Annotated in this window: 23 protein-coding genes; 10 read left to right on the forward strand and 13 right to left on the reverse strand. The window is 39.4% G+C overall.

The features are described from left to right. Nucleotides 1–29: 29 nt before the first annotated feature. The 8 genes from V5M36_RS12205 to V5M36_RS12240 form a co-directional block, all read right to left on the reverse strand. Complete coding sequence (locus V5M36_RS12205; protein WP_338564199.1) at nt 30–347, reverse strand: RnfH family protein; 318 nt, start codon at nt 345–347, stop codon at nt 30–32. Beyond that, nucleotides 347–1,432, reverse strand: coding sequence for a hypothetical protein (locus V5M36_RS12210; protein WP_338559405.1), 1,086 nt, complete (start codon nt 1,430–1,432; stop codon nt 347–349). The genes V5M36_RS12205 and V5M36_RS12210 overlap by 1 nt, the downstream gene beginning before the upstream one ends. 183 nt (nt 1,433–1,615) lie before the next feature. Further along, complete coding sequence (locus V5M36_RS12215; protein ID WP_338559407.1) at nt 1,616–2,464, reverse strand: class II glutamine amidotransferase; 849 nt, start codon at nt 2,462–2,464, stop codon at nt 1,616–1,618. 559 nt (nt 2,465–3,023) lie between these two features. Continuing rightward, on the reverse strand, nt 3,024–3,929 hold the full coding sequence (gene argB, locus V5M36_RS12220) for an acetylglutamate kinase (protein ID WP_338559410.1): 906 nt from the start codon (nt 3,927–3,929) through the stop codon (nt 3,024–3,026). 39 nt (nt 3,930–3,968) lie between these two features. Beyond that, a complete protein-coding gene (locus tag V5M36_RS12225; RefSeq protein WP_338559412.1) occupies nt 3,969–5,396 on the reverse strand; it encodes a phosphomannomutase/phosphoglucomutase in 1,428 nt (475 codons plus the stop codon). 199 nt (nt 5,397–5,595) lie between these two features. Continuing rightward, a complete protein-coding gene (gene dut / locus V5M36_RS12230; protein WP_338559413.1) occupies nt 5,596–6,048 on the reverse strand; it encodes a dUTP diphosphatase in 453 nt (150 codons plus the stop codon). Between the two features lie 16 nt (nt 6,049–6,064). Then, on the reverse strand, nt 6,065–8,104 hold the full coding sequence (locus V5M36_RS12235) for a UvrD-helicase domain-containing protein (protein ID WP_338559415.1): 2,040 nt from the start codon (nt 8,102–8,104) through the stop codon (nt 6,065–6,067). 167 nt (nt 8,105–8,271) lie between these two features. Further along, entirely contained in the window at nt 8,272–8,925 is a 654-nt protein-coding gene (locus tag V5M36_RS12240) for an OmpA family protein (protein ID WP_338559417.1), read from the reverse strand. A gap of 237 nt (nt 8,926–9,162) precedes the next feature. Here V5M36_RS12240 and V5M36_RS12245 point away from each other — a divergent pair, with 237 nt between their 5' ends. The 6 genes from V5M36_RS12245 to V5M36_RS12270 all read left to right on the forward strand — a co-directional run bounded on the left by V5M36_RS12245 (nt 9,163) and on the right by V5M36_RS12270 (nt 13,656). Next, nucleotides 9,163–10,125 (forward strand): acyltransferase, encoded by a 963-nt coding sequence (locus tag V5M36_RS12245; RefSeq protein WP_445206273.1) that lies wholly within the window; start codon nt 9,163–9,165, stop codon nt 10,123–10,125. A 3-nt stretch (nt 10,126–10,128) separates the two neighbouring features. Continuing rightward, nucleotides 10,129–11,178 (forward strand): preprotein translocase subunit SecA, encoded by a 1,050-nt coding sequence (locus V5M36_RS12250; RefSeq protein ID WP_338559422.1) that lies wholly within the window; start codon nt 10,129–10,131, stop codon nt 11,176–11,178. Between the two features lie 117 nt (nt 11,179–11,295). Continuing rightward, complete coding sequence (gene minC, locus V5M36_RS12255) at nt 11,296–12,021, forward strand: septum site-determining protein MinC (protein ID WP_338559424.1); 726 nt, start codon at nt 11,296–11,298, stop codon at nt 12,019–12,021. Between the two features lie 62 nt (nt 12,022–12,083). Next, nucleotides 12,084–12,896, forward strand: a complete 813-nt coding sequence (gene minD / locus V5M36_RS12260; protein ID WP_338559426.1) for a septum site-determining protein MinD — start codon at nt 12,084–12,086, stop codon at nt 12,894–12,896. A 3-nt stretch (nt 12,897–12,899) separates the two neighbouring features. Beyond that, on the forward strand, nt 12,900–13,172 hold the full coding sequence (minE, locus tag V5M36_RS12265) for a cell division topological specificity factor MinE (RefSeq protein ID WP_338559428.1): 273 nt from the start codon (nt 12,900–12,902) through the stop codon (nt 13,170–13,172). Nucleotides 13,173–13,368: 196 nt separating this feature from the next. After that, the gene (locus V5M36_RS12270; protein ID WP_338559430.1) at nt 13,369–13,656 is read left to right on the forward strand and encodes a PA4642 family protein; all 288 of its coding nucleotides are present in this window, start codon (nt 13,369–13,371) and stop codon (nt 13,654–13,656) included. A 114-nt stretch (nt 13,657–13,770) separates the two neighbouring features. Here V5M36_RS12270 and V5M36_RS12275 read toward each other — a convergent pair whose 3' ends face one another. Next, a complete protein-coding gene (locus tag V5M36_RS12275) occupies nt 13,771–16,953 on the reverse strand; it encodes a DNA translocase FtsK (RefSeq protein ID WP_338559433.1) in 3,183 nt (1,060 codons plus the stop codon). A 276-nt stretch (nt 16,954–17,229) separates the two neighbouring features. Between V5M36_RS12275 and trxB the strand changes: the two genes are divergently transcribed. From trxB to V5M36_RS12295, 4 genes are all read left to right on the forward strand, one after another. Then, nucleotides 17,230–18,180 carry a thioredoxin-disulfide reductase gene (gene trxB, locus V5M36_RS12280; RefSeq protein WP_338559435.1) on the forward strand — a complete coding sequence of 317 codons (951 nt, stop codon included), beginning with the start codon at nt 17,230–17,232 and terminating at the stop codon, nt 18,178–18,180. A 127-nt stretch (nt 18,181–18,307) separates the two neighbouring features. Then, nucleotides 18,308–19,858: a class I SAM-dependent methyltransferase gene (locus V5M36_RS12285; RefSeq protein WP_338559437.1), complete on the forward strand. Its 1,551-nt coding sequence runs from the start codon at nt 18,308–18,310 to the stop codon at nt 19,856–19,858. Nucleotides 19,859–19,936: 78 nt separating this feature from the next. After that, on the forward strand, nt 19,937–20,665 hold the full coding sequence (gene aat / locus V5M36_RS12290) for a leucyl/phenylalanyl-tRNA--protein transferase (RefSeq protein WP_445206274.1): 729 nt from the start codon (nt 19,937–19,939) through the stop codon (nt 20,663–20,665). A gap of 18 nt (nt 20,666–20,683) precedes the next feature. After that, a complete protein-coding gene (locus V5M36_RS12295; protein WP_338559443.1) occupies nt 20,684–21,499 on the forward strand; it encodes an arginyltransferase in 816 nt (271 codons plus the stop codon). 149 nt (nt 21,500–21,648) lie between these two features. Here the strand turns inward: V5M36_RS12295 and rimI are convergent, their stop codons facing one another. The 4 genes from rimI to fusA form a co-directional block, all read right to left on the reverse strand. Next, nucleotides 21,649–22,110: a ribosomal protein S18-alanine N-acetyltransferase gene (gene rimI / locus V5M36_RS12300; protein ID WP_338559445.1), complete on the reverse strand. Its 462-nt coding sequence runs from the start codon at nt 22,108–22,110 to the stop codon at nt 21,649–21,651. Between the two features lie 105 nt (nt 22,111–22,215). After that, on the reverse strand, nt 22,216–23,097 hold the full coding sequence (locus tag V5M36_RS12305; protein ID WP_338564202.1) for a metal-dependent hydrolase: 882 nt from the start codon (nt 23,095–23,097) through the stop codon (nt 22,216–22,218). Nucleotides 23,098–23,333: 236 nt separating this feature from the next. Then, nucleotides 23,334–24,524, reverse strand: coding sequence for an elongation factor Tu (gene tuf, locus V5M36_RS12310; RefSeq protein ID WP_338559447.1), 1,191 nt, complete (start codon nt 24,522–24,524; stop codon nt 23,334–23,336). Nucleotides 24,525–24,615: 91 nt separating this feature from the next. Beyond that, on the reverse strand, nt 24,616–26,754 hold the full coding sequence (fusA, locus tag V5M36_RS12315) for an elongation factor G (RefSeq protein WP_338559449.1): 2,139 nt from the start codon (nt 26,752–26,754) through the stop codon (nt 24,616–24,618). Nucleotides 26,755–26,768: the final 14 nt, after the last annotated feature.

The following is a 26,768-nucleotide window of genomic DNA, read 5'->3' on the forward strand; positions in this document are numbered from 1 at the left end:
AAAACCCCTCAACTGAGGGGTTTTTTATATCAATACAATTGTTTAAAGCGATTGCTACGACAGTAGCGACTAGTAGGATTTGCTGCTGCACGTTTTCGACGTATCTCTTTTGGATTGATGGTCAATGGTCGATATATTTCAACGCGGTCGCCACTTTCCAACAGATGCTCTGCGGTCTTAATTTTGCTGCCGAAGATACCCAAACTAAGTGGTTGAGGCAATTCGGTTTGATGCTCAATTCCACTGCGTTCAATCGCATCCGCAACGGTCATCCCCTCCTCAAAAGCCACTTCTATATGAAATTGCTGTTCAAGTCCGGCATAGGCCACCCAAACTTTAGCATCCATTAAATCAATTGCCCAATATAAGACACGATCGCTAAAATAATCGACAACGGTAAAATGATACGAATCGCAATGCGCCAAATATTATAAAAAACTTCATTACTAAAATTTAGGGCTTTACGTAAGTGACTAATTTTCATGATCCAACCGACAAAGATTGAATAAATTAAACAGATGATCAATCCCCATAACATCAGCAAGGAATTAAAAATAGCGCTCATTTGTGGAACAGCCCAAATCAACAGTCCAATCAAAAGCACTGCAAATTGAATAACGATCGCAACATTCCGCTGTTGTAACTGTTCTTTCGCCAGTTGTAATAACAACGCCGCCGCAAATATTGCACTGATCAAAATCGTATAGGCTGGAATCTGTGCTGAAACAGCGAAATAACCAAATGCAACCACTGCAATTAACTGTGCAATCCATATTGGCAAGGTCGCCTGAGTCGCTGCACCTTGTTTTGTGGTTGTCGCAAGGCTCGTTTGCCAATATAGACCCAAGCCTAACCCGCTCGCTACCAAGGCTAAAATCGTTGCATTACCCCATTCTTTGAACTCTACTGGTGTCACGTGCCACGATTGAACTTGAACGCCAAATACATTGGATAAGACAATCGAAACAATCACGCCTAAAGTCGTCAAAATGACTAAAATTTGACGAGATAAAAAAGATAAAGCGAAGGCAATAACCGCACACATTACGAAGAAAATACCACTTTGCATTGGCACTTCAACATATGTCATCGTTATTTTAGTAATGTTCGACAGTAGCCCACCTGCAAGGAATGCAATAAATACGACTGACAACCAACCGACTAATCGCCATTGCTGCGACGCATCGGCATCACGGGTCAAAGTAGACAATGCATTCAAAGCTGTCGTCTTGGAGCGCTTCGCCAAAGCGATTTCCAGATAAATGATCGGCAAAGCCAAGAAAACCAGGGTGCCTAACCACAATAACCAAAAATCAATTTGTCGATCGAGGTGTATACCCAGACTAGGGGCAAGACCTACAATGATCATAAAAGATAAACAAAATGCCAAGAGCGGTGATAACCATCGTGACATAACGGTTGTGTCCTGCATGACGTGTTCCATGAAAAAGTCTTGTGCTATTTTGCCTTTGTCATCTCTGAAAATCAAAGTTTAGACAAAAATAAGCCGTTAAAAATTCAGATCTTCGCTGAGATAACTCAATAGTTAAAATTTACACGATCAAATGATCTCAAAATCTCTACATTTAGTTTCAAAGAAGCTGAAAAATGAGCCTTAATACAAATCTGCTTTAGTAACTCGTTTTAAACTCGGATCCAATGCTTCGCGTTCCAAACGTTCTACACGGGTAATGGCCTGCTGAATCGGCTTTCCGTCCTTAAATAAAATCATTTCTCCAGCTTTATAAGAAAACCAGTCTTCATTATCGGTTAAAGGTTCAGTGGTAATCACGGCAACACGATCATCTGGCGTTGTTACTGCACTAAAATCGACTTCAACGTCTAGATCTATGAGTCGCGCTGGTTTGAATGGATATTCGCGTACAATCCAATGAAGTTTTGTCGTTGCATAACTAAATAAGGCCTGTCCATTTGAAAGACAGAAATTAAAAGTGCCATATTCAGCCACAGTCGGTGCAATTTCTTCTAAGACCGTAAAAATATCTTTTAAACTTGGCTCAACAAAACCAAACTTTAAAACCAACTGATCTAGCACATAACAAAAAGCGAGTTCACTATCTGTGTTGCCTACAGGCAAAAATTTCCCAGAAAGACGCGGTGCGAAATCATGTAGGTCACCATTATGGGCAAAAATCCACTGTCTGCCCCACAACTCACGTATGAAAGGATGTGAGTTTTCTAAGGTGATTTTCCCTTGGGTTGCTTTACGAATATGCGCGATGACATTACGAGATTTGATTGGATAATTACGAACCAACTCCGCTATAGGTGACTCCACTGCAGATTGATTATCTACAAACAAACGACAAGCTTTGTCCTCAAAAAATGCAATTCCAAACCCATCTGAGTGATCTGATGTTATTCCTGCACGCTGAGAGAAACCACGGAACGAAAAAGTAATATCCGTAGGCGTTGCACAGTTCATTCCAAGTAATTGGCACATATTTATTCGTTAGCCTATAGTTATACTGTTCATTGTGCATTAGAGCTACGGCGCTTGCAAATCCGAATAAATTTAGCCGAATATTATTTAAGCATTAGACTTCTTTCATCAATCAAATAAGATCATTCAGCAGCAATCAATGGATACGTAGAAATTCCGTTTCCAACTAGAAAAAAGCGATGATGAGGGAGTAATGATTGTGCATTTGATTTGTAAAATGATTTGTAAAATAATTTCTAAAAAAATCTATTGTTGAGCTGAAAGTCAGTTAATGAATACGATCTAAAGTATGTTTCTCTTTAATAGATTTGTTTCAAAAGTCATTATTCACACAGCATACTCATCATGAGTATTCCATCATCCTAACCTTCTCTCAAAGGGAGAAGGAATTTTTACAGATCAATTTATTGCCATTTAATGATCATTTTTTGACTCATGAAAGAAAACTAATATTTATGAACTTAAAAAAACCATATATTTGAAAGTCTATATCGTTAAAAAATCTAAACGCTTAAAACAAAAAACCACCGAAGTGGTTTTTTGAAATGATTTAAAAAATTTATTTCAGATCTTTTGAACGGTTGGTGATTAATGTCCCCACACCATGATCTGTAAATATTTCTAATAATGTCGCATGCGGTACACGACCATCGACAATATGTGCGCTAACAACACCACCTTTAACCGCATCCAGTGCACAACCCACTTTGGGAATCATGCCACCGTAAATGACACCTGTTTCGATTAAACGATCAACTTCTTGCGTGCTTAAGCCCGTGAGTAGTTTTTTGTTCTCATCCAAAACACCAGAAATATTGGTCAGCAGTATCAATTTCTCTGCTCCTAATGCTTCAGCAACTTTACCTGCCACCAAATCGGCATTGATATTATAGGTATTGCCCTGATCATCCACGCCCAAAGGTGCGATCACAGGAATAAAATCACTTTGCGTAAACATTTCTAACACGTCAGTTTTAACACCAACGACTTCACCGACTAAGCCCAAATCAATTTCTTGCACAGAGCCATCTTCAGCCACTTTTTTCATTAAAAGTTTTTGAGCGCGGAGTAAATTACCATCCTTACCGGTCAAACCAATCGCACGGCCACCATGCTGATTAATCAAGTTTACGATGGACTTATTCACACTCCCACCTAAAACCATTTCAACCACTTCCATCGTCGCTGGATCTGTAACACGCATCCCATCAATACGGTCTGACTCACGCCCCAATTGTTTCAAAAATGAATCCACTTGTGGGCCGCCACCGTGAACCACAATTGGATTCAGACCAACCGTTTTTAAAAGCACAATATCACGTGCAAATGAGCTTTCTAATTCAGGATCGGTCATTGCATTGCCGCCATATTTTACAACGAGGGTTTTACCCGCAAAACGTTGAATATACGGCAAAGCTTCAGTCAAAATTTGAACTTTGTCGATGCCAGTCTGCTGCTGTGGCATTCGCTTTTCCTCTTATATTTAAAAATAAATGTTTAAGAATTAATGTGCTTTTGAAATATCTTGAGCGATTTTAGGATACTGCTCACTCAATATTGAAACAAAATTTTGACGAATCTGATCTAAGCCAGTGGAACTGTCCGCATCAAAACGTACAGTAAAGTATTCGCCCGTATTTGATGCACGCATAATGCCAAATCCATCATTAAAATCAAGGCGAATTCCATCAATTTTACTGATTAAAGCATTCAGTTCACCACAACGCGACTCAACAAAGGCTAATACTTGTTGAGGATCAGTTTGATCAGTGCTGATATAAGTGTCTTCTGTACCAAATCGCTCTGGGTATTTCTGCATAATTTCAGATAAAGTCTTCTGTTCATGCTGACTTAGATATTCCATGACTCTCAGTGCTGCATACAGTCCATCGTCGTATCCAAAACCACGACCGTCATTGAATACATAATGTCCTGCATACTCACCGCCAAAGACAGCAGCGCCCTTGGTTTTTGACAAATAACGTCGCAAAAAACTGCTTCCAGTGCGAAGCATTTTTGCCTGTCCACCTAAATGTTCAACTGTATTTTTGACCATCGTTGAACACTTTACATCAAACACAACTTCATGTGCTGGGTGTGAACATAAACAAAGTTCAGCAAAAAGTGAAATTAGCCGATCAGCAGAAAGAATATGTGCTTTTTCATCAACAATCACAACGCGATCACCGTCGCCATCAAGCGCAATGCCTAAATCGGCTTGATGCAGAAGAACCTTTTTTTGTAATTGGGTTAAATGAATCGCCAATGACGGATCGGGTGCATGATCAGGAAAATCCCCATTCGCCTGACAACGAATCGAAATAACTTCACAGCCCATTTTTTGTAAAACTAAATCTGCACATCGCCCTGCTGAACCATGCATTCCATCTAAAACAACTTTTAGCGGTCTGTTCAGCTTCACATCTTTTAAAAGAGCTTTCTGATAATTTAAACAAAATGCTGCTTTGATCTGATGCTCTTGTAAATCATCTTCGTATTTTGTATTGATGTTAAAAAAATGATGCTCAGCGATATCTGCAACCTGCTGAATCATTTCAGGACTTGGTGGTTCTGACTGAATTATCCATTTCACACCGTTATCTTCTTTGGGATTATGGCTCGCCGTAACGATAATGCCATTTCCATTAAAATCACGTGCTGAAAAATACATTTGTGGCGTAGAGCAGCAACCTATATCGGTCACCTGAATGCCTTGGTCACGTAATTGTTCTGTTAAAATTTTGGCATAACCTGGACTGGTTAAACGAGCATCATAGCCAATAACCACTTGATTTTGACCACACGCTTTCAATTGCTCTGCCAAACCATGAGCGATCGCATAAATGACTTGAGCATTTAAAAGACTGATTTTCCCCCGAATGTCATATGCGCGGAAAATTTGGCGTGGAAATAATGGATATAGAGTATTCATACTTGTTACACAATGCTGACCAAATATTTTAATAGCAAAGCGATATAAAATTCGCTTTGCAAAGTCATTCGATTACACGTAAATTTTGAAATAAGTAGTTACTATATATAACTTTCACGAAACATTTATGATTATTTTTTGTAGTCAGATCACAATAAATAAATTAAAAGCCTGATCGATCAGGCTTTTAACAAATATATTAATTTTTCCCTGTATGTCCAAAACCACCCGCACCACGCTCAGTTGCCTCAAACTCTTCCACTAAATTGAACTCAGCTTGAATAACGGGCACTAAAACATATTGCGCTAGACGTTCACCTGGCTCTAAAGTAAATGTGGTTTGACTACGATTCCAAATTGAAACCATAAGCTCACCTTGATAATCTGAATCGATCAAGCCCACTAAATTACCCAACACAATACCGTGCTTATGACCCAAACCAGAACGCGGTAAAATAAGGCCCGCATATTGTGGATCTTGAATATAAATCGCCATTCCTGTTTTCACTAAAACAGTTTGACCGGGTTCAATTTGAATCGCTGTGTCAACACAGGCACGCAAATCTAAGCCTGCTGATCCAGTGGTTGCATACGTCGGTAAAGGCCACTCTTGACCTAAGCGTGAATCAATAACTTTAACTTGAACTTTCATTTTTAACCTTATCCGATTAACGTTTCAATAATGCTTTTAAATTTTGTAAATACTGTTGAGCCTGTAACTTAGGATCAATATTTTCAGCCAATTTTTTCTTACGACCTAACCAATCAATCTCATCTTGCGGTAACTCGTCCAGAAAGCGACTTGGCGTCATTTGTTTCATTTGACCACCATTCTTACGCTGTTCGGCTAAAGTGAGCGTGAGCCCCTGTTTAGCGCGCGTAATGCCCACATACATCAGGCGCCTCTCTTCTTCGATTGTTTCTGCCGCAATAGAGTTCTTATGTGGTAATAATTCTTCTTCTAATCCCATAATATAAACAAACGGGAATTCTAAGCCTTTAGAAGCGTGTAAGGTTAAAAGATTGACTTTGTCGATATCTTCATCTTCTTGCTGCTGCTCTAACATATCCAGCAGCACCATTTTACGAATCACACTCTCAATATTCTTGTCATCGACATCTTCAGCACGATTGATCAGACTTTGAATACTACTGTAAAGAATTTCAATATTATCAATTTTGGTTTTTTCTTGTGCAGGTGTTGCAGCAGATTCTTTCACATAATCGATATAACCTGCTTCCAGCATCATTTGACGAATTTTAGGGACAGGTTCATCATCATCCAAAAGTTCACGCGTGAAATTTCCAATAAATTCTGCGAACTCTGCCAACTGAGAAGTGGCTTTTTTCGGCATCACCATTGTTAAACGCTGATCACTTGCTGCCGCCAATAAGGACAGATTATTTTCTTGTGCAAATAATCCAAGCTTCTCTAAGGTAACAGGGCCAATTGCACGTTTAGGTGTATTGATGATGCGTAGGAATGCACTGTCATCTTCTGGATTAATAATGACGCGTAAATAGCTCATCACATCTTTAATTTCAGCACGACCGAAGAAAGACTGACCGCCTGATAATTTATATGGAATTTGCATTTGGCGCAGTTGTGTTTCTAAAACACGCGCTTGGAAGTTTCCGCGATACAGCACCGCATAGTCTTTCCAACTTTTACCATTCATTAACTTATGCGTTAATAAATCTTTAACCACGCGCTCTGACTCATCATCATCATTTCGGCAGGTGATTATTCGAATAACTTCGCCATGCCCTTTATCACTCCACAATTTTTTAACAAAAATATGCGGATTATTTTCAATGACATGGTTTGCAGCTTTTAAAATTCGACTGGTCGAACGATAGTTTTGTTCAAGCTTAATCACTTTGAGATTTGGAAAATCTTCTTTGAGTAAGGCCATATTTTCAGGTTTAGCACCACGCCAAGCATAAATAGACTGATCATCATCACCCACGGCGGTGAATTGGCCCATCACACCGACCAGCAGCTTCACCAAAATATATTGCGCAGTATTGGTATCTTGATACTCATCCACCAGCAAATAACGAACTCGGTTTTGCCATTTATCTCGAACTTCGGCATTGTTTTGAAGTAAGCGTGTAGGCATGACAATCAAATCATCAAAATCTACAGCGTTATAAGCCCGTAAATTACGTTCATAAAGCTGATAAAGATGCGCAAACTGTACATCTTCCGCTGTTTCACAGGTGGTATGTGCTTGTTCAGGTAAAATCAGATCATTTTTCCAATCTGAAATCATTTTCATTGCTTTAGCAATCAGCTCTTTGCTTTCTGCACCCGACAAATTATCTCGATGCATTAAATCCATTAAGATCCGCTTACAGTCATCGGCATCTAAGATCGAAAAGTTATTTTTTAATGGTGTATGTTTGAGTTCTAAACGTAATAAATTTAAGCCAAAAGTATGGAATGTAGAAACTGAAAGCCCCTTTCCATCTTCCTTGCCCAAAAGTTTACTCACACGCTCTTTCATTTCGCGTGCAGCTTTATTGGTAAATGTCATCGCAGTAATGCGATGTGCAGGAATTCGACACTGTTTCACTAAGTACGCAATCTTTTGCGTAATCACAGAGGTTTTACCCGAACCTGCCCCAGCAAGTACTAACAACGGCCCTTGAGTGTAGTTCATTGCTTCAAGTTGCTTGTCGTTCAAATGACTTGCAGATGACATAGTTGATCCTCTCTTGTTTCAGCGCTCGATTATAGTCATCTGAACCAAACTTGACTAACCTTTTCAAGAAAATTATGTAGAGGCTCAAAATTCGTTTAAATAAAAAAACCACCCGAAGGTGGCTTTTCATACTGCAATATTTTTAAAACTTATAATGTTTTTAAAACTTATTGAACAGCATATACCGCGATTTCTACACGACGGTTTTGTTCTTTACCCGCAGCAGATGAATTGTCTGCAATCGGATTAGATGAACCTAGACCTTGTACATTAATACGTGAGCTAGAAACACCTCTAGAAGATAAATAACTTGCTACAGACTGAGCACGAGCTTGTGATAATGGAATGTTAATCGAATCATTACCAGAACTGTCTGTATAACCAGAAACAAGGATACCGCTCTTGTTATCTTCAGTTAAAACTTGAGCAACTTTGTTTAAAGTCGCGTTGAAGTTTGGTTTGATATTTGATCTGTTGGTGTCAAACGTAATTGAACCAGGCATAACCAAATTAATCGAACCATCAGCATTACGGTTTACATCTACACCCGTACCTGCCATTTGTTGACGTAATTTTTTCTCTTTATTATCAAGATAAACACCCGCTGCACCACCCAATACTGCACCAATTGCAAGTGCACGGTTGTTCTGAGCGCTAGAGTTTGCATTACCTTTAGACAGACCATAGCCAGCAGCTGCGCCAATTAAGCCGCCCAATGCTGTTTTATCGTACTCTACCCCACCAATGTTATTGCCTGTACTTTGACAACCTGATAGTACCATTGCCCCAACAACTGCAGCCGAAATAGCTAATGCGCGCATGGGTTGACTCCTTTTATATGTATATGTTTTTGTATGATATGAATAATGATTCGAAAAAAGCCATTAAACCATTACTATTTTGTTAATATTAAACTGTTTATTTACATTTTGTAATCATTTGTGACATGTTTCATTATATCACTCTCATTATTTATCCATAGTTTGAATTTGCAGCTTTTTAAATTTGGCATCTACATTTATAGTTTAGCTTAAATGCACTTAATTTTTTAAGACAAAATGAGGGAGGACTGTTCCATGGCATTGCAGAAGCAACCATTATTAAAAAAAATCACCAAAGGCCTTACTGTTGGTTCAGTCATCACAGGAAGTACTTTTTTTCATGGTCCTCCTGTACTGGCATTAGGTCTTACTAAACTCATCAAAAAATCATCAAAAATCGATGAAGCCAACATTAATATCACCAATAGCTGGCTGAGCATCAACAATTGGTTAATTGATCATATCCTACCAAATACACAGTGGCACATCAGTATTGACGAAGACTTGGATCTAAATTTACAAGGTCGATATTTAATGACCTGTAATCACCAAAGCTGGGTCGATACCACAGTAAATCAATATTTTGGTTTAACCCGTATGCCTCTTACGCGTTTCTTTACCAAATGGGAACTCATCTTTATTCCATTTGTGGGACAGGCTTTTAAAATTCTTGGCTTCCCGATGATGAAACGTCACAGTAAAGAGCAAATTGCAAAAAATCCTCAGCTCAAATATCGCGATATGGAAGAGGCACGCAAATCTTGTGAACAGCTTTTAAGTCAGCCTTTTACCTTATTGAACTATTTAGAAGGCACACGCTTTACGCCTGAAAAACATGCTCAACAACAATCTCCCTATCAAAATCTTTTAAAACCTAAAGCGGGTGGTTTAGCGCTTGCACTCAGTATTTTAGAAAATGAAATCGATGCATTGGTTGATATGACCATTGTTTATCCTGATGGTGTTCCAGGTTATGGCGAATTTTGGTTAGGTGATGTGGCTCAAATTGCTGTCAACTTGCGTAAAATAAACATTCCCGATTGGGTTCGTGGTGGCAATTATGAAGACGATGCAGAATATCGTGCACGTTTCCAAAAATGGGTAGATCAACTTTGGACTGAAAAAGACCAATTAATTACACAGTTAAAACAACAACTAGATGCAAAATCTGTACATTACGATCAACAGATAAATAGATAACTCATGACAGATCAAGCCAGCACGCGGCGTAAAAGCTTCCGCCCCATTAATCACAACACCTTAGCGTGGAAAATGTTTTTGGTGTATGACATTTTCATGATGTTCATCATCGTCATTAACATTATTTGCCTTTCCGTGAACACCATTTTGCTCAGTAACTTTGGTGCTTGGTTTTTTGATTTAATCAATATGTCTCACGTGCTGACCTATTATCAAATCCACTTACATCCGTGGGTGGTCAAAACAGAAAGCTGGTTTATCACTGTTCTGATCGCGGAACTGGGAATTCGTTGGTTCTTTGCTATTATTTATAAGCACCATCGACGCTGGTTTTTCTTCCCTTTTATTCATTGGTATGAAATTCTTGCGATTATTCCCTATTTACGCTTTTTAAGATTAATTCGTGCCGGAATCATTGCTTATCGCTTGCACGAATTAGGCTATAAAGTTGTTCCTCAATTTATTTTCAACCGTGTGACTTTTTACTACAACTTGATTATGGAAGAACTATCTGATCGTGTCGTAGTCACCGTCCTCGATGGGGTAAAAAAAGAACTCGACACCAGTTCTAGCCACAAAAAAATTATTCATGATTTGGTGAATCATCATCGTGAAATGTTTGCAACAACGCTCGCCCAAGTTTTGCAAGAATCATTAGCGACTGAATTAAAAACCCAACAACAAACCATTTCAAAGGGTGTCGGTCAAGTGGTGATAAAAGCTATTGAAGATACACCTGAGCTTACTCAATTACTGCGTTTAATTCCCATTGTTGGTGGTCGTATAGAGCAACAAATCCAGAGCATTGGTCAACGTTTAGGTGAAAATATCACCCAAGGGCTCATTGATCCTTTTATTGCAGGCAGTCCTGAGCAACCCAATGCACAATTCGTTTTGATCGCAGATAAACTGAGTCAATTAAATATAGAAAATAATACACTTGAGCAATTGGTTGAATCTGTAGTCTATGAAAGTTTAGAATCTGTAAGAAAACAAGTAATGATTAAACAATGGCAACTTGAGCTTGAAAAGAAAGATCAACTCACAGAATAGTCAAATCATTCTCGTTATTAATATCTGTGCTAGTGAAATCAATCGATTTGATCTAGCATTCGTGGCATTGAATAAATTTTACTTCGATACTAAAAACGAAGCACTTAAGGAAAAATTATGGCAGATATTCGGATTACCGGCAGAATGGTTAATTTCACCCGAATAACCTTTGACACCAATGATCATAATGTTATCCGCCAACAATTAAGTGCAATGATGAGCGAAACCTCTTATCAAGGCGCTTTGGTTATTTTAGACACGACTGTTGAGCAAGAATTGATTGCTTTAATTCAGTTGCTCGTGAGCTTAGATTTACAACCAATGGCTGTAGTCGACGGATTAATGGGCGATGAAGCGCGCTCGATCCAATTTCCAGTTCTCCCCGCCGACCGTCCATTGCAAAGAATTAAAGCGACAAAAGAACAAGCACTTGAACAGAAAGTCCAAGATGCTAAAAACAGTGAAGCAAATCCTGTTGATGCAACAGCAACAATTGCTAAAATTAAGCATTTAACCTCTTATCACAACGAAATTTTAAGAACTGGACAATGTTTAGTACAAGATCATGGTGACATTATACTAAACGCTGGTATTAACAGCGGTTCAGAAGTGATCGCATCAGGAAATATACATATTTATGGCAGTGCACGTGGTAGAGTTATTGCTGGTGCAGGTGGTAATTTTGCAGCTCGGATTTTTTGCCACTCTTTAGAGGCCGAATTGGTCTCTATTGCAGGTACTTATTGCGTTGCTGATGATATTCCTCAACATATGACGAAAAAACCAGTACATATTTATTTAAATGATAATCAAGAGCTGGTCTTTGAAGCACTTGAGTTTTAATGTATATATAAACACTTGAGAGCCCTATTAAAAAAGGGACAAACATAACAGGAGTTGGATCGGTGGCGAAAATTGTTGTCGTAACATCAGGTAAAGGTGGCGTAGGTAAAACAACTACGAGCGCATCTTTTGCAACAGGTTTAGCCCTTCGCGGCCATAAAACTGTTGTTATTGATTTTGATGTAGGCTTACGTAATCTTGATTTGATCATGGGTTGTGAACGACGTGTCGTTTATGATTTTGTAAATGTATTAAATAATGAAGCACGCTTACAGCAAGCCTTGATCCGCGATAAAGAGATTGAAAATCTTTATATCTTACCTGCATCACAAACCCGTGATAAAGACGCACTCACCGATGAAGGCGTTGCACGTGTTATGGATGAGCTTTCTTTAGAGTTTGATTACATTATTTGTGACTCACCTGCTGGGATCGAACGTGGCGCTATTCTTGCCATGTACCATGCAGATGAAGCAATTATTGTGACTAACCCAGAGATTTCATCTGTACGAGATTCAGATCGTATTATTGGTATGTTGGACAGTAAAACTAAAAAAGTTGAAAACAACGAAGGTCGCATTCGCAAACATTTGTGTATCACACGCTTCAACCCTGAACGTGCGGATAAACAAGAAATGCTCACCATTGACGACATTTCAAAAGATATTTTACGTGTACCAACACTTGGCGTGATTCCAGAGTGCGAAGTTGTACTTCAAGCATCAAACGAAGGCAAACCCGTTATTCTTTATCAAGATACTGAAGCAGGTCAGGCCTACGATGACCTTGTAGCCCGTTTCTTGGGTGAAGAACGACCTTACCGTCATATTACGGTAAAACCTAAGGGTTGGTTAGCACGACTATTTGGAGCATAAATCATGGCAGGATTCTGGAGTAAAATTTTTAGTAACGATGAAAAACCATCAAGCGCACAAACTGCAAAAGATCGTTTAAAAGTTATCGTAGCCTCTGAAAATGGCTTAGGAAAACGCTTAAGCCAAGATAAAATTGACCAAATGAAAAAAGAAATTATGCAAGTGGTCAATCGTTATGTTCGTGGTGTGGATGAACAACATATTCAAATGTCTGTTCGTTCTGAAGCAAATATTGAAATGTTAGAAATGAATATCAATTTGCCTGAAGAACGTTAATCTGATTTCTGATTAGTCAAGCAATTTGAATCAAGGCAAAATATTAGCGTTTAAATATATTATTTTATTTATTTCCGTACACTTAAAGCGATGCTTTAAGTCTTGAGACTAAACAAAGTATCGCTTTGCTTAGTCTCATATTTTGCCTTTTTACTTTTCATTTCAATCACTTTTAAGCGCATCCAAGGAGATTACGATGGCTTTATCTCAGCCAGCTACATTCAATGAAGAATGGTCAGACGAGCGCGTATTTGCCTATTTAACTCAGCTGCCTCCTGAAGGCGTTAATGCAGATTTTCACGTGCTTTACCATGCCTTCAAACATATGCGTCCTTTCGACTATGAACGTCTGTTAACGAAGTTTGTTGCAGATGGTCGCGATATTAATGCAACTAATCCTGAAGGCCAACGTATTCACGATATTATTGCAACCTTCCCAAGACAAAAAGACGGCTTCTTAGAGGTTTTAGCGAAGTTTTCTTAATTTCTAATTGCTTTATGCTTGTCTTACAATATTGTTTGATTCGCATTGATCAGCAAAAGTCTAAAAGAAAAAAACCTGCATATCGCAGGTTTTTTTTATTCAGCAGAATAGACGTTAAACTAAAATTTCACGCTTACCATTTGCGCCCATTGAACTCACAATGCCATTTTCTTCCATCTGATCAATAATACGTGCAGCACGGTTATAACCTAGACTAAATTTGCGCTGCAATGATGAGGTTGAAGCCTTACGTGTTTCCAAAACAAAGGACACACATTGATCATAAAGTGCATCGCGATCTGAAGCGCCATCACCATCTTCAAAACCACGTGAAGTGGGCTCCTCATCATAAGGTGTCAGAATTTCATCGACATAATTTGGTGAAGCGCGTTCACGCCACGCATCACAAATACTGTTCACTTCATCATCTGAAATAAACGCACCATGTACGCGCTCAGGTTCGATTTTACCAGGCCCAAGAAACAGCATATCACCATGACCCAATAGATCTTCCGCCCCACCCGCATCCAAGATGGTTCGTGAGTCAATTTTAGAGTTAACACGCAATGCCACACGGGTTGGAATATTGGCTTTGATTAAGCCTGTAATCACGTCGACCGATGGTCGTTGAGTTGCAAGTAATAAGTGAATACCTGCCGCACGCGACTTCTGTGCGAGTCGGGTAATCATTTCTTCTGCTTTCTTACCGACCTGCATAATCATGTCGGCGAACTCATCCGCAACAATCACAATGGATGGAAGCGTTTGTAAACGTGGTGCTCGTTCACCGACCACCGAATCACTCGCCTTCCATGTCGGATCAATCAGATCTTCACCATTCGCAATTGCCTCTTCCACCTTACGGTTATAATCTGAGAGCTTACGAATTTTTAAGAAAGACATGAGCTTATAACGGCGTTCCATTTCATTCACACACCAATTTAAGGCATTCACAGCATCTTTCATGTCTGTGACCACTGGCGTTAATAAATGAGGAATATCGTTATAGTTCGCAAGTTCTAATTGTTTCGGGTCAATCAAGATTAAACGTAATTGTTCAGGCGTATATTTCAACAGCATCGATAAAATCATGGCATTCACCGCAACCGACTTACCAGAACCCGTGGTTCCAGCAACCAACATATGCGGCGCTTTGCCCAAATCTGTTAAGACTGGATTACCTGAAATATCCTTGCCCATAGCCATGGAAATCGAACTATTCGGGTCACGATAAGCGGGTGACTGCAATAATTCAATCAGGCGTACCATTTCACGGGTACTGTTCGGCACTTCAATACCGATATACGGTTTACCTGGAATCACTTCAACCACACGCACAGATGCCATAGACATCGAACGCGCTAAATCACGCGAAATATTGGTGACTTTGGAGGCCTTAACACCAGGCGCCAAATCTAATTCAAAACGTGTTACTACCGGACCTGGTTGGGCCTCTATTACTTTAGCTTTAACGTTAAACTCTTGAAGCTTAATTTCAAGTAATTCAGATAGACGCGCCAACTGTTCCGCTGTGAAATTCACTTTTTTATTCGGATCAACTTTATCTAAAATTTCTAAACCTGGTAATGTCGGTAAATCTTTACGCTTCTGTGCAACTTGCATTGACAGTGACATTGGACGACCAAATGCATCTGTCAATGGTGCGTCTAAATCAAAGTCATCAATAGGCTTTTCTTCTGAATCAGTGACGCCAGCTGTTTCTTGCCATGCATCTCTAAATGCTGTTTTATCTGCTGCTATACGAAGCTTCTCATCCTCAGAAACTGTACTTAATGTTTGTGGCTGCGTCTGTATATTTGCATTGACCAAAGGTGTCGATTGCGCATAACTGCTCGTTGTGCGTGGCTCGACCCTTGTCTCCATACCTTGTGTACTTTGAGACTGAGAATCACCTTGGATGCCATGATCATGCAAATGACTGTTCACCTGATTAAACTTAGACTCAGCATTTTGCTGTACATCACGATTCGAAATCAAATTCGCTTCATTTGCTAAAGAAGTTAAATTATCTAATTCTGTAGCCAAGCGCTCAGTATCATCCAAAGCATAACGAACAGCCTGCTGTGGTGACACACCCCCAACTGAAGCAGCAGCCAAGGTCGGAGTTGTTAAGTCGTCTGAGGAAGCCTGATCTGCTGTGTTGAATGGCGTATGTACATCGCTCGCTTGTCGTCCCTGTGGCACGACAGCCAATAATTCATCAAAGACTTGATCATCATCCCAATCTAAATTACTTTTTGCTGGAGTTGGTGATGTTTGAACAGAATTCGAATGATGTTTTTGCGATAAAAATTGATCATGCGCATGGAGATCATCTTCAGCCGCTCTGAGCAACTCATCAATCTCACGATTATGATCATCCTGCTGATTCAGTGCTTTCCAAACCTCTCCTGTCGGAACCACCTGTTGCGTGTCTTGTTCTAAACGATGCGCTTTTTCAATGGTTTTTTCAAATTCAGCTTGATCTTCTACATCAAAAGCATGTTGCTCTGAATTTTCTTTACCAATCATATCCTGAAATAATCTTTCGGCAGCCAACTCTGAACGCTTGTCTTTGATTTGTTTTTTTATAACATTCTCATCAGCTATGACAGGCTCATCTTCACCATGACTCATCTGTGCAGATGTTTTATTTGCTTTGCTTTGATTTGCTTTTGTTTCATTGGTTTGACCCGTCAAGTCATATGCAGACTCGCTCTCAGGCACATTTTTATAAAACAAATCTTGTAAATAAGCAGGCGTCGCTTTAAGTGTAGCCCATGTTCTATTCCATTGAATACCAAAGGCCAGCGTGGCTAAGATCACAGTCAATACTATCAAAAATAAGACAGCGCCATAAATTGTAAGCAGATGGGATAAACTTTCACCTATCTCATATCCAATAATGCCACCAGATGCATTGCTCAAGGTATCCGCAGGCATACTGATTAATAAATAATTTAAACTCGATACAGTCAATAAAATAAAAAATAAAGCAGCATATCTAAATGGGCGACTTAAAAAACTTCGTGGCCACCAAACCTGAATAGCTTCAACAAATAAGAACAGCGGTATCAACAGACTTGCCCAGCCGAGAAAGCCGAACATCAAATCCGCAATCCACGCACCAGCTACACCACTTGCATTCGAAACCTGTTGTGTATCACTTGAAATATGCATCCAACCTGGATCAAATGGTGTATAGGTCACTGTTGCTAAAAACAGATAAATACCAAATGAAATTAAGAAGAATGTTAATACTAAGCGCTGTGCATAAACACTCGACACCGCATTCATATACTGTCCTGTAAACAATTTTTCGTTAATGTTTTAATCATAAAAAATGAAGTTATTTCTTCTCATGAAGAAAATTTTTATATTATGCACGTCTTCAAAAAAAAAAGATGCATCAATGTTGAAGTAACTTGGTAACTTAACAACAGCTTAGCACTATATAGCTCAATTCGATTTAGTTGATCAGTATAATCCACATGGAATCAACACATCTGTTATAAACTTTCACGTATAATTTTATAAAGTTTTATATTTCATATTACAAAAGGATGGCTTGGAATGAGCGCTCGTCACTCAAGATTAATTATTTTAGGTTCTGGTCCTGCAGGCTATAGCGCAGCAGTATATGCTGCTCGTGCGAATTTAAAACCGACTTTGATCGCTGGTATGCAATTGGGTGGTCAGCTGACAACAACGACCGAAGTTGATAACTGGCCGGGTGATCCTGAAGGTCTTACAGGTCCAGCGTTAATGGAGCGTATGCAAGCGCATGCTGAACGTTTCGGTACAGAATTGGTTTATGACCATATTAATGAAGTTGACTTGAAAGTTCGCCCATTTGTGCTTAAAGGCGACATGGAGGAATACACTTGTGATGCCCTCATCATCGCAACAGGTGCAACTGCTCAATACCTAGGTCTAGAATCTGAAGCTGCATACATGGGCCAAGGCGTGAGCGCGTGTGCAACATGTGATGGCTTCTTCTATAAAAACCAAAAGGTCATGGTTGTTGGCGGTGGTAATACTGCTGTTGAAGAAGCACTGTATTTATCTAATATTGCTTCACACGTGACACTTGTTCATCGTCGTGACAAATTACGCTCTGAAAAGATTTTACAAGATCACCTTTTTGCTAAAGAAAAAGAAGGCAAAATCAGTATTATCTGGAACCATTCAGTGGAAGAGGTTTTAGGTGAAGCGAAAGCTGGTGTAACAGGTGTGCGTCTTCAATCTACTGTTGATCAATCAACTCAAACTGTAGATGTATCAGGTCTATTTGTAGCTATCGGCCACAAACCTAATACTGCAATGTTTGCAGATCAGCTTGAACTTCGTGATGGCTACATTCAAGTTCAAAGCGGCACTCGTGGTAACGCAACAGCGACTTCTATCGAAGGTGTTTTTGCAGCAGGAGATGTTGCAGATAATATCTATCGTCAAGCGATCACATCTGCAGGTTCAGGCTGTATGGCTGCACTGGATGCAGAAAAATTCTTAGATGCGCTTTAAAATAATTGTTTTAGCCTAATCTAAAAATTGCATTTAAAAACATAAAACCATCCTAGTGGTGGTTTTATTTTGTCTCTTGATCCGTTATAAAGCACTCACCAAAAAAATTAAAATGAAGAGAATAATAATGACGACCCATTGGACAGATGGCTACCAAACTGCTGTGAATTACACTTTCGGCTATTACAAAGATTTAAGTCCGTCTTATCAAAAATTCTGCCTTTTACTTAACGGTGTGGACTGTCCAGAAAACAAACCCGAACATCATCATTGTGAACTCGGTTTCGGTCAAGGTGTGAGTTTGAACATTCACTCTTGTTCAAGCTTAGGTACTTTTTATGGCACTGACTTTAATCCTGCACACGCTGCGCATGCCAACGTTCTCGCTGAATACAGCCAAGTTGAGCATCATTTTTTTGATGATAGCTTTGAAGAGCTTTTAAATAAACCACTTCCTCAGTTTGATTCTATTAGCCTGCATGGCATTTGGAGTTGGATCAGTCACGAAAATCAACATATCATTTTAAAATTCATTCGAAAAAATTTAAACCCTAATGGTATTGTGTATATCAGCTACAACTGTGTCACTGGCTGGGCAGCCAACATGCCGATTCGTGAGTTATTTCATAGTCACTTTAAGTTTAACTCTACCAGTACCAATCCCATTCAGAATGTTTCCGATGCATTAGATTTTAGTGAGCAACTGCTCAATAAAAATCCGACTTTTGCTAAGGTCAATCCCAATGCAATCAAAAAGGTTCAAGAACTCAAAAAACAAAATCCCAACTACCTGATTCACGAATACCTCAATCAAGACTGGCAATGTTATTCTTTTCAACAAGTGGTTCGCACACTGGAAGATATCAAGTTGTCTTATGCAGGCTCAACGGACTTAAATACGCAACTGAACAACATCAATTTCAGCGACGAAGATCAAGAATTCCTCAATCAAATTGACCATCCTATTTTTAAAGAGCAATGTCGGGATTACTTTGCCAATACCCAATTTCGTAGAGATTTATTTATTCGGGGTAAAAATAATTTAACACCTTTACAAACACAGCAACGCCTTTCAGAAACGCCATTTGTTTTGCTTTCCAACCCCAAAGATATTCCTAAAACAATTAACGGTTATTTAGGTGAATTTAATTTAATCCAAGATATTTACGAGCCAATCGGTCGACTTTTTAAAACACACAATTATCTTCCATTGACCATTGCTGAGATTGAAAAAGAATATCCACAATTAAATTTTAATCAGATTTTAAATGCGTTAGTGATTCTGTGCCATTTAGGTTTAGCACAGCCATGTCAGCTTAAACCGACCGAACAATTGATTGCTCAATGCCAAAATATCAATTTATATTTATTGAACCAGGCCAGCTTCCAAGCCCACTATCAAGTGCTGGCTTGTGCAATGACGGGTATTGGCATTCCAGCTGATCATTTTTCTCAACTGTTTTATCGGGCATATTTCGTTGATGGTTTAAAAACAGCACAGCAGTTTGCGAACTACGTTTATGACGTATTAACACGTTTAAATTGGTTGGTATTAGACCAAGATGGTCAATCTGTTAATGATAAAATTAGAAGTATCCAAATCATCTCAGAAAAAGCTGAATTATTTTTATCGAGTGATAAGATTGAAATTGCTCAAAAACTCAAACTTTTTGCATAAATCATCTAAATAGGGATAGGATTGGCTAGAATAAAGAGCGATCCTCTTTTACAGCCAACTATGTTTTTAAATTCAACCATGCTAAATCCATCCCAATTTTTATTCCCAGATCCAGTTGAAGCCGATCCTGAAGGTGAGGGTTTGATTTGCATTGGTGCAGATCTCTCCCCTGCTACACTTTTTGAAGCATATTCAAATGGATTATTCCCTTGGTTTTCTGAAGGAGAACCCATTTGCTGGTGGTCTCCAGAGCCTCGCTGCATTATTTATCCGCAAGATTTTCATCCAAGTAAGTCATTACTACGAAACATGAAAAAACGTGACTTAAAAATTACAGTGAACCATGCTTTCGAAAAAGTTATTCGCTCCTGTTCACTTCCACGAAGTTATGCAAATGAAACGTGGATTACCGAAGACATCATTCAAGGTTATTGTGATCTCTTCAAAGCAGGTTATGCCTACAGTTTTGAAGTATGGAATGAAGAACATAAACTGGTGGGTGGACTCTATGGGGTGACCATTGGAAAAGGCTGTTTTGGCGAGTCTATGTTTAGTACTGAAACAGATGTCTCTAAAATGGCTTTTTATGCCTTAATGCTTTTTGCAAAGGAAAATCAGTTGGCTTGGGTGGATTGTCAGTTGGTCAATGATCACCTGCTCAACCTCGGTGCTTGTATAATAACTCGCCAAAACTACTTGAATTCGTTACAAGATGTAATAAAAGCCCCACAACTCGATTGGCAAAGATACCAAGACAGTGTATTTTCAAGTAAAACAATAGCATTAACACAACGTCTTATGGAATGAACATACGGAGGGACACCAATGAACTCTTATCACCCAAAGTCCCTGTTAAATGACTTACAATATTATATTACGCCCCCGCATGACTGTAGTTATCTTGCTGAAAAATCAGCGCGTATGGTCTTTTTAGATCCTACTCATAAAATAGATGTCGTAACCTTGTCTGAACTTTCTCGTTCAGGCTTTAGACGAAGTGGTGATTTCGTATATCGCCCAGAGTGTCATTTATGTCGTCAATGCTTATCATGCCGTGTTCCTGTTGAAAGCTTTATCATGAACAGCAAACAAAAAAAAGCATGGAAACGCAACCAAGATCTGCAAGTCAAAATTACGCGTACCCAAGACGCGTCTAATGTGCATTATCAACTATATGAAAGATATATTAACGAGCGTCATGCCGACGGAGATATGTTTCCACCAAGTTATGATCAATTTGAAAAATTTTTAATTCATAGTTGCAGCAATAGTTTCTTCTTAGAACTTTGGAAAGATGATTGTTTAATTAGCGTTTCGACCTGTGATATTTTGGACGATGGTGTTTCCGCGGTATATACCTTTTTCGACCCAGATGAACACAAACGTTCACTGGGTGTTTTTGCAGTTTTAAAGCAAATTGAATATGTTCAAACTCAAGGACAACAATATGTTTACTTGGGGTATTGGGTGCCTCATTCTGCAAAAATGAATTACAAATCTCAGTATGCACCTTTCGAATTACTTTTAGATGGCCAATGGCGAAGAGTGAATCGAAGCTTGGATAACGCCGAAATAGAACATTTGGGTCAAATGCTCATGACGACCTTACCCTCAGAATGGAATGATTTTATTTTAAAATAAAATACGGATTTTCGATATTTAAGCAGATTACTAAGCAGCTAAATAAGTCTATAGCAAAGCCGACAACCAAGATGATCGCTAAGACTTAATTTTTTAGAAACAAATACGCTTTGCTTAGATAAAACTCTAGCTGAATAAATGGATTTTGATTAGCTTTTGAAAAGCATCGAAAAATCATCGCTACAAGATTTCACCATAATGACCGCATGCTCTTTTCCACCACCTGACTTCGGATAATAGTTTTTCCGAGTATCAATTTGATGAAAGCCTATTTTTTCATATAGACCAATTGCCGTCTTATTACTTTCACGAACTTCTAAGAAAATTTGTACTGGATCATTTTTCAGTAGCGCAATCGAAGCATCGAGTAATTTAAATCCGAATCCCTTGCCTTGTTCCTGAACATCAATCGCCATAAGCAATAAATTTGCCTCGTCCAGCACGGGTTGTAAAATACAAAAACCAACGATTTTTTCTTGAATTTCTATAACCGTACATACATAACTCGTTAAGGATTCTTCAAATTGCTTCTCTGTCCAAGGATGGCTTTGAACTTGACGTTCAATCTGTACCACAGCCTGTACATCAGACTTTTGCATATAACGAATCATGTAGATCAAACTATTATTTTAAAAAACTCATTATAGGAAGTTTCATTCAAAAATCGAGCAAAAAAAAGGGCAACTTAAGTTACCCTGGATAAAGCATCCAAAATGTTAAAGACCCAGTTTTGCTTTCCATGTTGCAAGTAAATCATCTGTATCTAAATGATTAGGATGAAAACCTGGCTTAAAGTAATACAGCATTTCTTTACCCATACCTGAAATAATCCCCTTAGAAGGACTATAGGCATAGGTGTAAATATCTTTAATCGAATCAAAAGTTAATGCTTTATCTTCTTTGAGTAAACGTGCGACGAAGTAACTTTGCACAACGAACAATACGATCATCGCTAAAGCCAGTGAACTTGTTCTTAAAGCATAGGCTTTTAATCCTTTGCCAAATACACCTTCAAAAACATCATAAGCCACTGCTTTATGCTCATTTTCTTCAACGGCATGCCACAACCACATTGTTTTCATGGTTTCATCTTGCATCAAACCTTGAATATGCGGATTGCGTAAAAGTTCAGATGCAATGGTTGCTGTAAAATGTTCTAAAGCTGTTGTGATCGTCAAGTCGACCATTTCTTGCGTAATACCGACAGGTTTCGCAACTTTTGCAAATACTTTACGTGCTGCTTGAATAACTGTATCTGTATTTTTCTCAAGCGTATCTACGTCATGTCCATATTTCTGTGCAGCCAGATTAAAACCTGCATGTTCATGGGTATGCATCGCTTCTTGACCAATAAAAGCACTAATTTCTTTCTGTAATGCTTCATTTTCTTTTAACGCTGGATGGTAACGAACTGCACGAACACTATCGATAAAGAACTTTTCACCTGCAGGAAAAAGCGCGGACAAAGCTGTTAAGAAATGCGTTAGACCTGCTGAGTTATTCACCCAATATTCAGGAACATCTGTAAAGTCAAATCCCATACGACGTACCGGGAAACTTGCACCAGCTCGGTTTGTAATATTCACTTTTGCGTTCATTGCTTTAACTCCCATCAACTCATTAAAACGTTGATTCATTTTTATTAACTTATGCTGCTAATATGACAGCTTAAGAAATACAAAATAATTGCTGATGAGGACATTGAATTATCAGATTGGGACAGTTTCTGTGATTATTGTCTAACAATTTTATTTTTTAGAGTAATCTTGTTTTTATTTTTAGGCTAAAAAAAGCGCCCCTAAGGAGCGCTTTTTCTATACACAATCAATACTGATTATAGAGTTACTTTAGCAACTACACCAGCACCAACTGTACGACCACCTTCACGGATCGCAAAACGTAGACCTGGGTCCATTGCGATTGGGTGAATAAGCTCTACTGACATTTCTACGTTGTCACCAGGCATAACCATTTCAACGCCGTCTTGAAGTGAGATCGCGCCAGTTACGTCAGTTGTACGGAAGTAGAACTGTGGACGGTAACCGTTAAGGAATGGAGTATGACGACCACCTTCTTCTTTAGAAAGTACGTATACTTCTGCATCGAATTTAGTGTGCGGCTTAATTGCACCTGGTTTAGTCAATACTTGACCACGTTGAACGTCTTCACGCTTAGTACCACGTAGAAGAACACCACAGTTCTCGCCAGCACGACCTTCGTCAAGCAATTTACGGAACATTTCAACGCCAGTTACAGTAGTAACTTGAGTATCACGGATACCTACAATTTCAACTGATTCGCCAACTTTAACGATACCAGCTTCAACACGACCTGTTACTACAGTACCACGACCAGAGATAGAGAATACATCTTCGATTGGCATCAAGAATGCTTTATCGATAGCACGTTCTGGTTCTGGAATGTAAGAATCAAGCGCTTCAACAAGTGCAACTACAGCTGGCTCGCCGTATTGACCTTGGTCACCGTTAAGTGCTGCAAGAGCAGAACCACGGATGATAGGCGTGTCATCACCAGGGAAGTCATAAGTAGAAAGAAGTTCACGAACTTCCATTTCAACTAATTCTAGTAATTCTTCATCATCAACAAGGTCACACTTGTTAAGGAATACAAGAATGTAAGGTACACCAACCTGACGAGATAGTAGGATGTGTTCACGAGTCTGTGGCATTGGACCATCAGTCGCAGCACATACAAGAATTGCACCATCCATCTGAGCAGCACCAGTAATCATGTTTTTAACATAATCGGCGTGACCTGGGCAGTCTACGTGCGCGTAGTGACGAATTACAGAATCGTATTCTACGTGTGAAGTATTAATCGTAATACCACGTGCTTTTTCTTCTGGTGCAGAGTCAATCGCAGCGTAGTCTTTAGCTTCGCCACCGAAAGTTTTTGCACAAACAGTCGCGATAGCAGCTGTTAAAGTTGTTTTACCATGGTCGACGTGACCAATTGTGCCCACGTTTACGTGTGGCTTATTACGTTCGAACTTAGCCTTAGCCATGAGATCTTCCTTTTTAAACAACCCATGGGGGTTAACCCATGAGCATTAGGTTTTAACTATGAATTAGTTTGGGCTTATAGTAATCGAAAGATTACTCGTCGTCACCTTTTTTACCACCAGTTTGGAACTTAGTAATGATGCCTTCAGCCACGTTACGTGGAGTTTCAGCATATTTAGCAAATTCCATAGAGTAGGTCGCACGACCTTGAGACATAGAACGCATATGAGTTGCGTAACCAAACATCTCAGCCAATGGAACTTCAGCACGAATAGCTTTAGTACCACCAGGTAAATCTTCCATACCCTGAACCATACCACGACGACGGTTTAAGTCGCCCATGATGTCGCCCATGTAATCTTCTGGAGTTTCTACTTCAACTTTCATGATTGGTTCAAGAAGAATAGGATCCGCTTTCATGAAACCATCACGGAAGGCATAAGAACCCGCCATTTTGAACGACAATTCGTCAGAATCGACATCATGGTAAGAACCATCAAATAATGTCGCTTTGATACCCACAACAGGGTAACCAGCCAATACACCATTCTTCATACGTTCTTGAATACCTTTATCTACTGCACCAAAGAATTCTTTAGGTACAGTACCGCCAACAACTTCTTCAGCGAATAAGTATTCTTTACCAGCTTCTTCAACATCCATAGGTTCTAAACGAACATATACATGACCGAATTTACCCTTACCACCTGTTTGACGTACGAATTTGCCTTCTTGCTCAACAGTCTTTTTGATTGTTTCGCGGTAAGCAACCATTGGTTTACCAATATTCGCTTCAACACCAAATTCACGTTTCATACGGTCAACAATGATGTCAAGGTGAAGCTCACCCATACCAGCAATAATCGTTTGACCTGATTCTTCATCAGTACGTACGCGGAATGATGGATCTTCTTTCGCCAAGCGACCTAAAGCAACAGACATTTTTTCTTGGTCAGCTTTAGTTTTAGGTTCAACTGCAAGTGCAATTACTGGCTCTGGAAATTCCATACGCTCTAGTGTAATTACGTGGTTTTCATCACATAATGTATCACCAGTTGTAGTGTCTTTAAGACCTACACATGCCGCGATGTCGCCCGCACGAATTTCTTCGATATCTTTACGGTCATTCGCATGCATTTGCACGATACGACCAACACGTTCACGTTTCATTTTAACAGGGTTATAACACGGGCTACCCGCTTTAAGAACACCAGAATAAACACGAACAAATGTTAAGTTACCTACAAATTTGTCATTCATAATTTTGAATGCAAGTGCAGAGAACGGAGCCTCATCAGACGCTTCACGTGAACCTTCTGATTCAGCTTTGTCATCAAGGATACCCTTGATTGCTTCAACGTCAGTCGGTGCTGGTAAGAATTCAATCACAGCATCCAACATACGTTGAACACCTTTGTTTTTGAACGCAGAACCACAAAGCATCGGTTGAATTTCGTTAGCCAAAGTACGCTTACGAATAGCACCAACGATTTCTTCTTTAGTTAATTCTACGCCTTCTAGGTACTTGTCCATGAGTTCGTCTGATGCTTCAGCAGCAGCTTCAACCATGTTTGTACGCCATTCTTCAGCAGTAGCAACTAAATCAGCAGGAATTTCACCATATTCAAACTTCATACCTTGAGATTCTTCATCCCAGATAATCGCTTTCATTTCGATTAGGTCAACAACACCTTGGAAGTTTTCTTCTGCACCAATTGGCACAACGATTGGCACTGGATTCGCACCAAGACGCGTTTTCATTTGTTCAACTGCGCGGAAGAAATTTGCACCTGTACGGTCCATTTTGTTAACAAACGCGATACGTGGAACTTTATATTTATTTGCTTGACGCCATACAGTTTCTGACTGCGGTTGTACACCACCTACAGCACAGTAAACCATGCACGCACCGTCAAGAACACGCATAGAACGTTCAACTTCAATTGTAAAGTCTACGTGTCCTGGGGTGTCAATTACGTTAATACGATGTTGTTCGAACTGGTTGCCCATACCTGACCAGAAGCATGTTACTGCTGCTGAAGTAATGGTAATACCACGTTCTTGCTCTTGCTCCATCCAGTCCGTAGTTGCAGAACCTTCGTGAGTTTCACCTAGCTTGTGGCTCTCACCTGTATAGAACAAAATACGTTCTGAAGTGGTCGTTTTACCAGCATCAATGTGAGCAGAAATACCAATGTTACGGTAACGAGAAATTGGGGTTTGACGAGCCATGATTTCTTGCATTC

The organism is Acinetobacter sp. KS-LM10 (genome assembly GCF_036896575.1).
GTDB classification, from domain to species: Bacteria; Pseudomonadota; Gammaproteobacteria; order Pseudomonadales; family Moraxellaceae; genus Acinetobacter; species Acinetobacter avistercoris.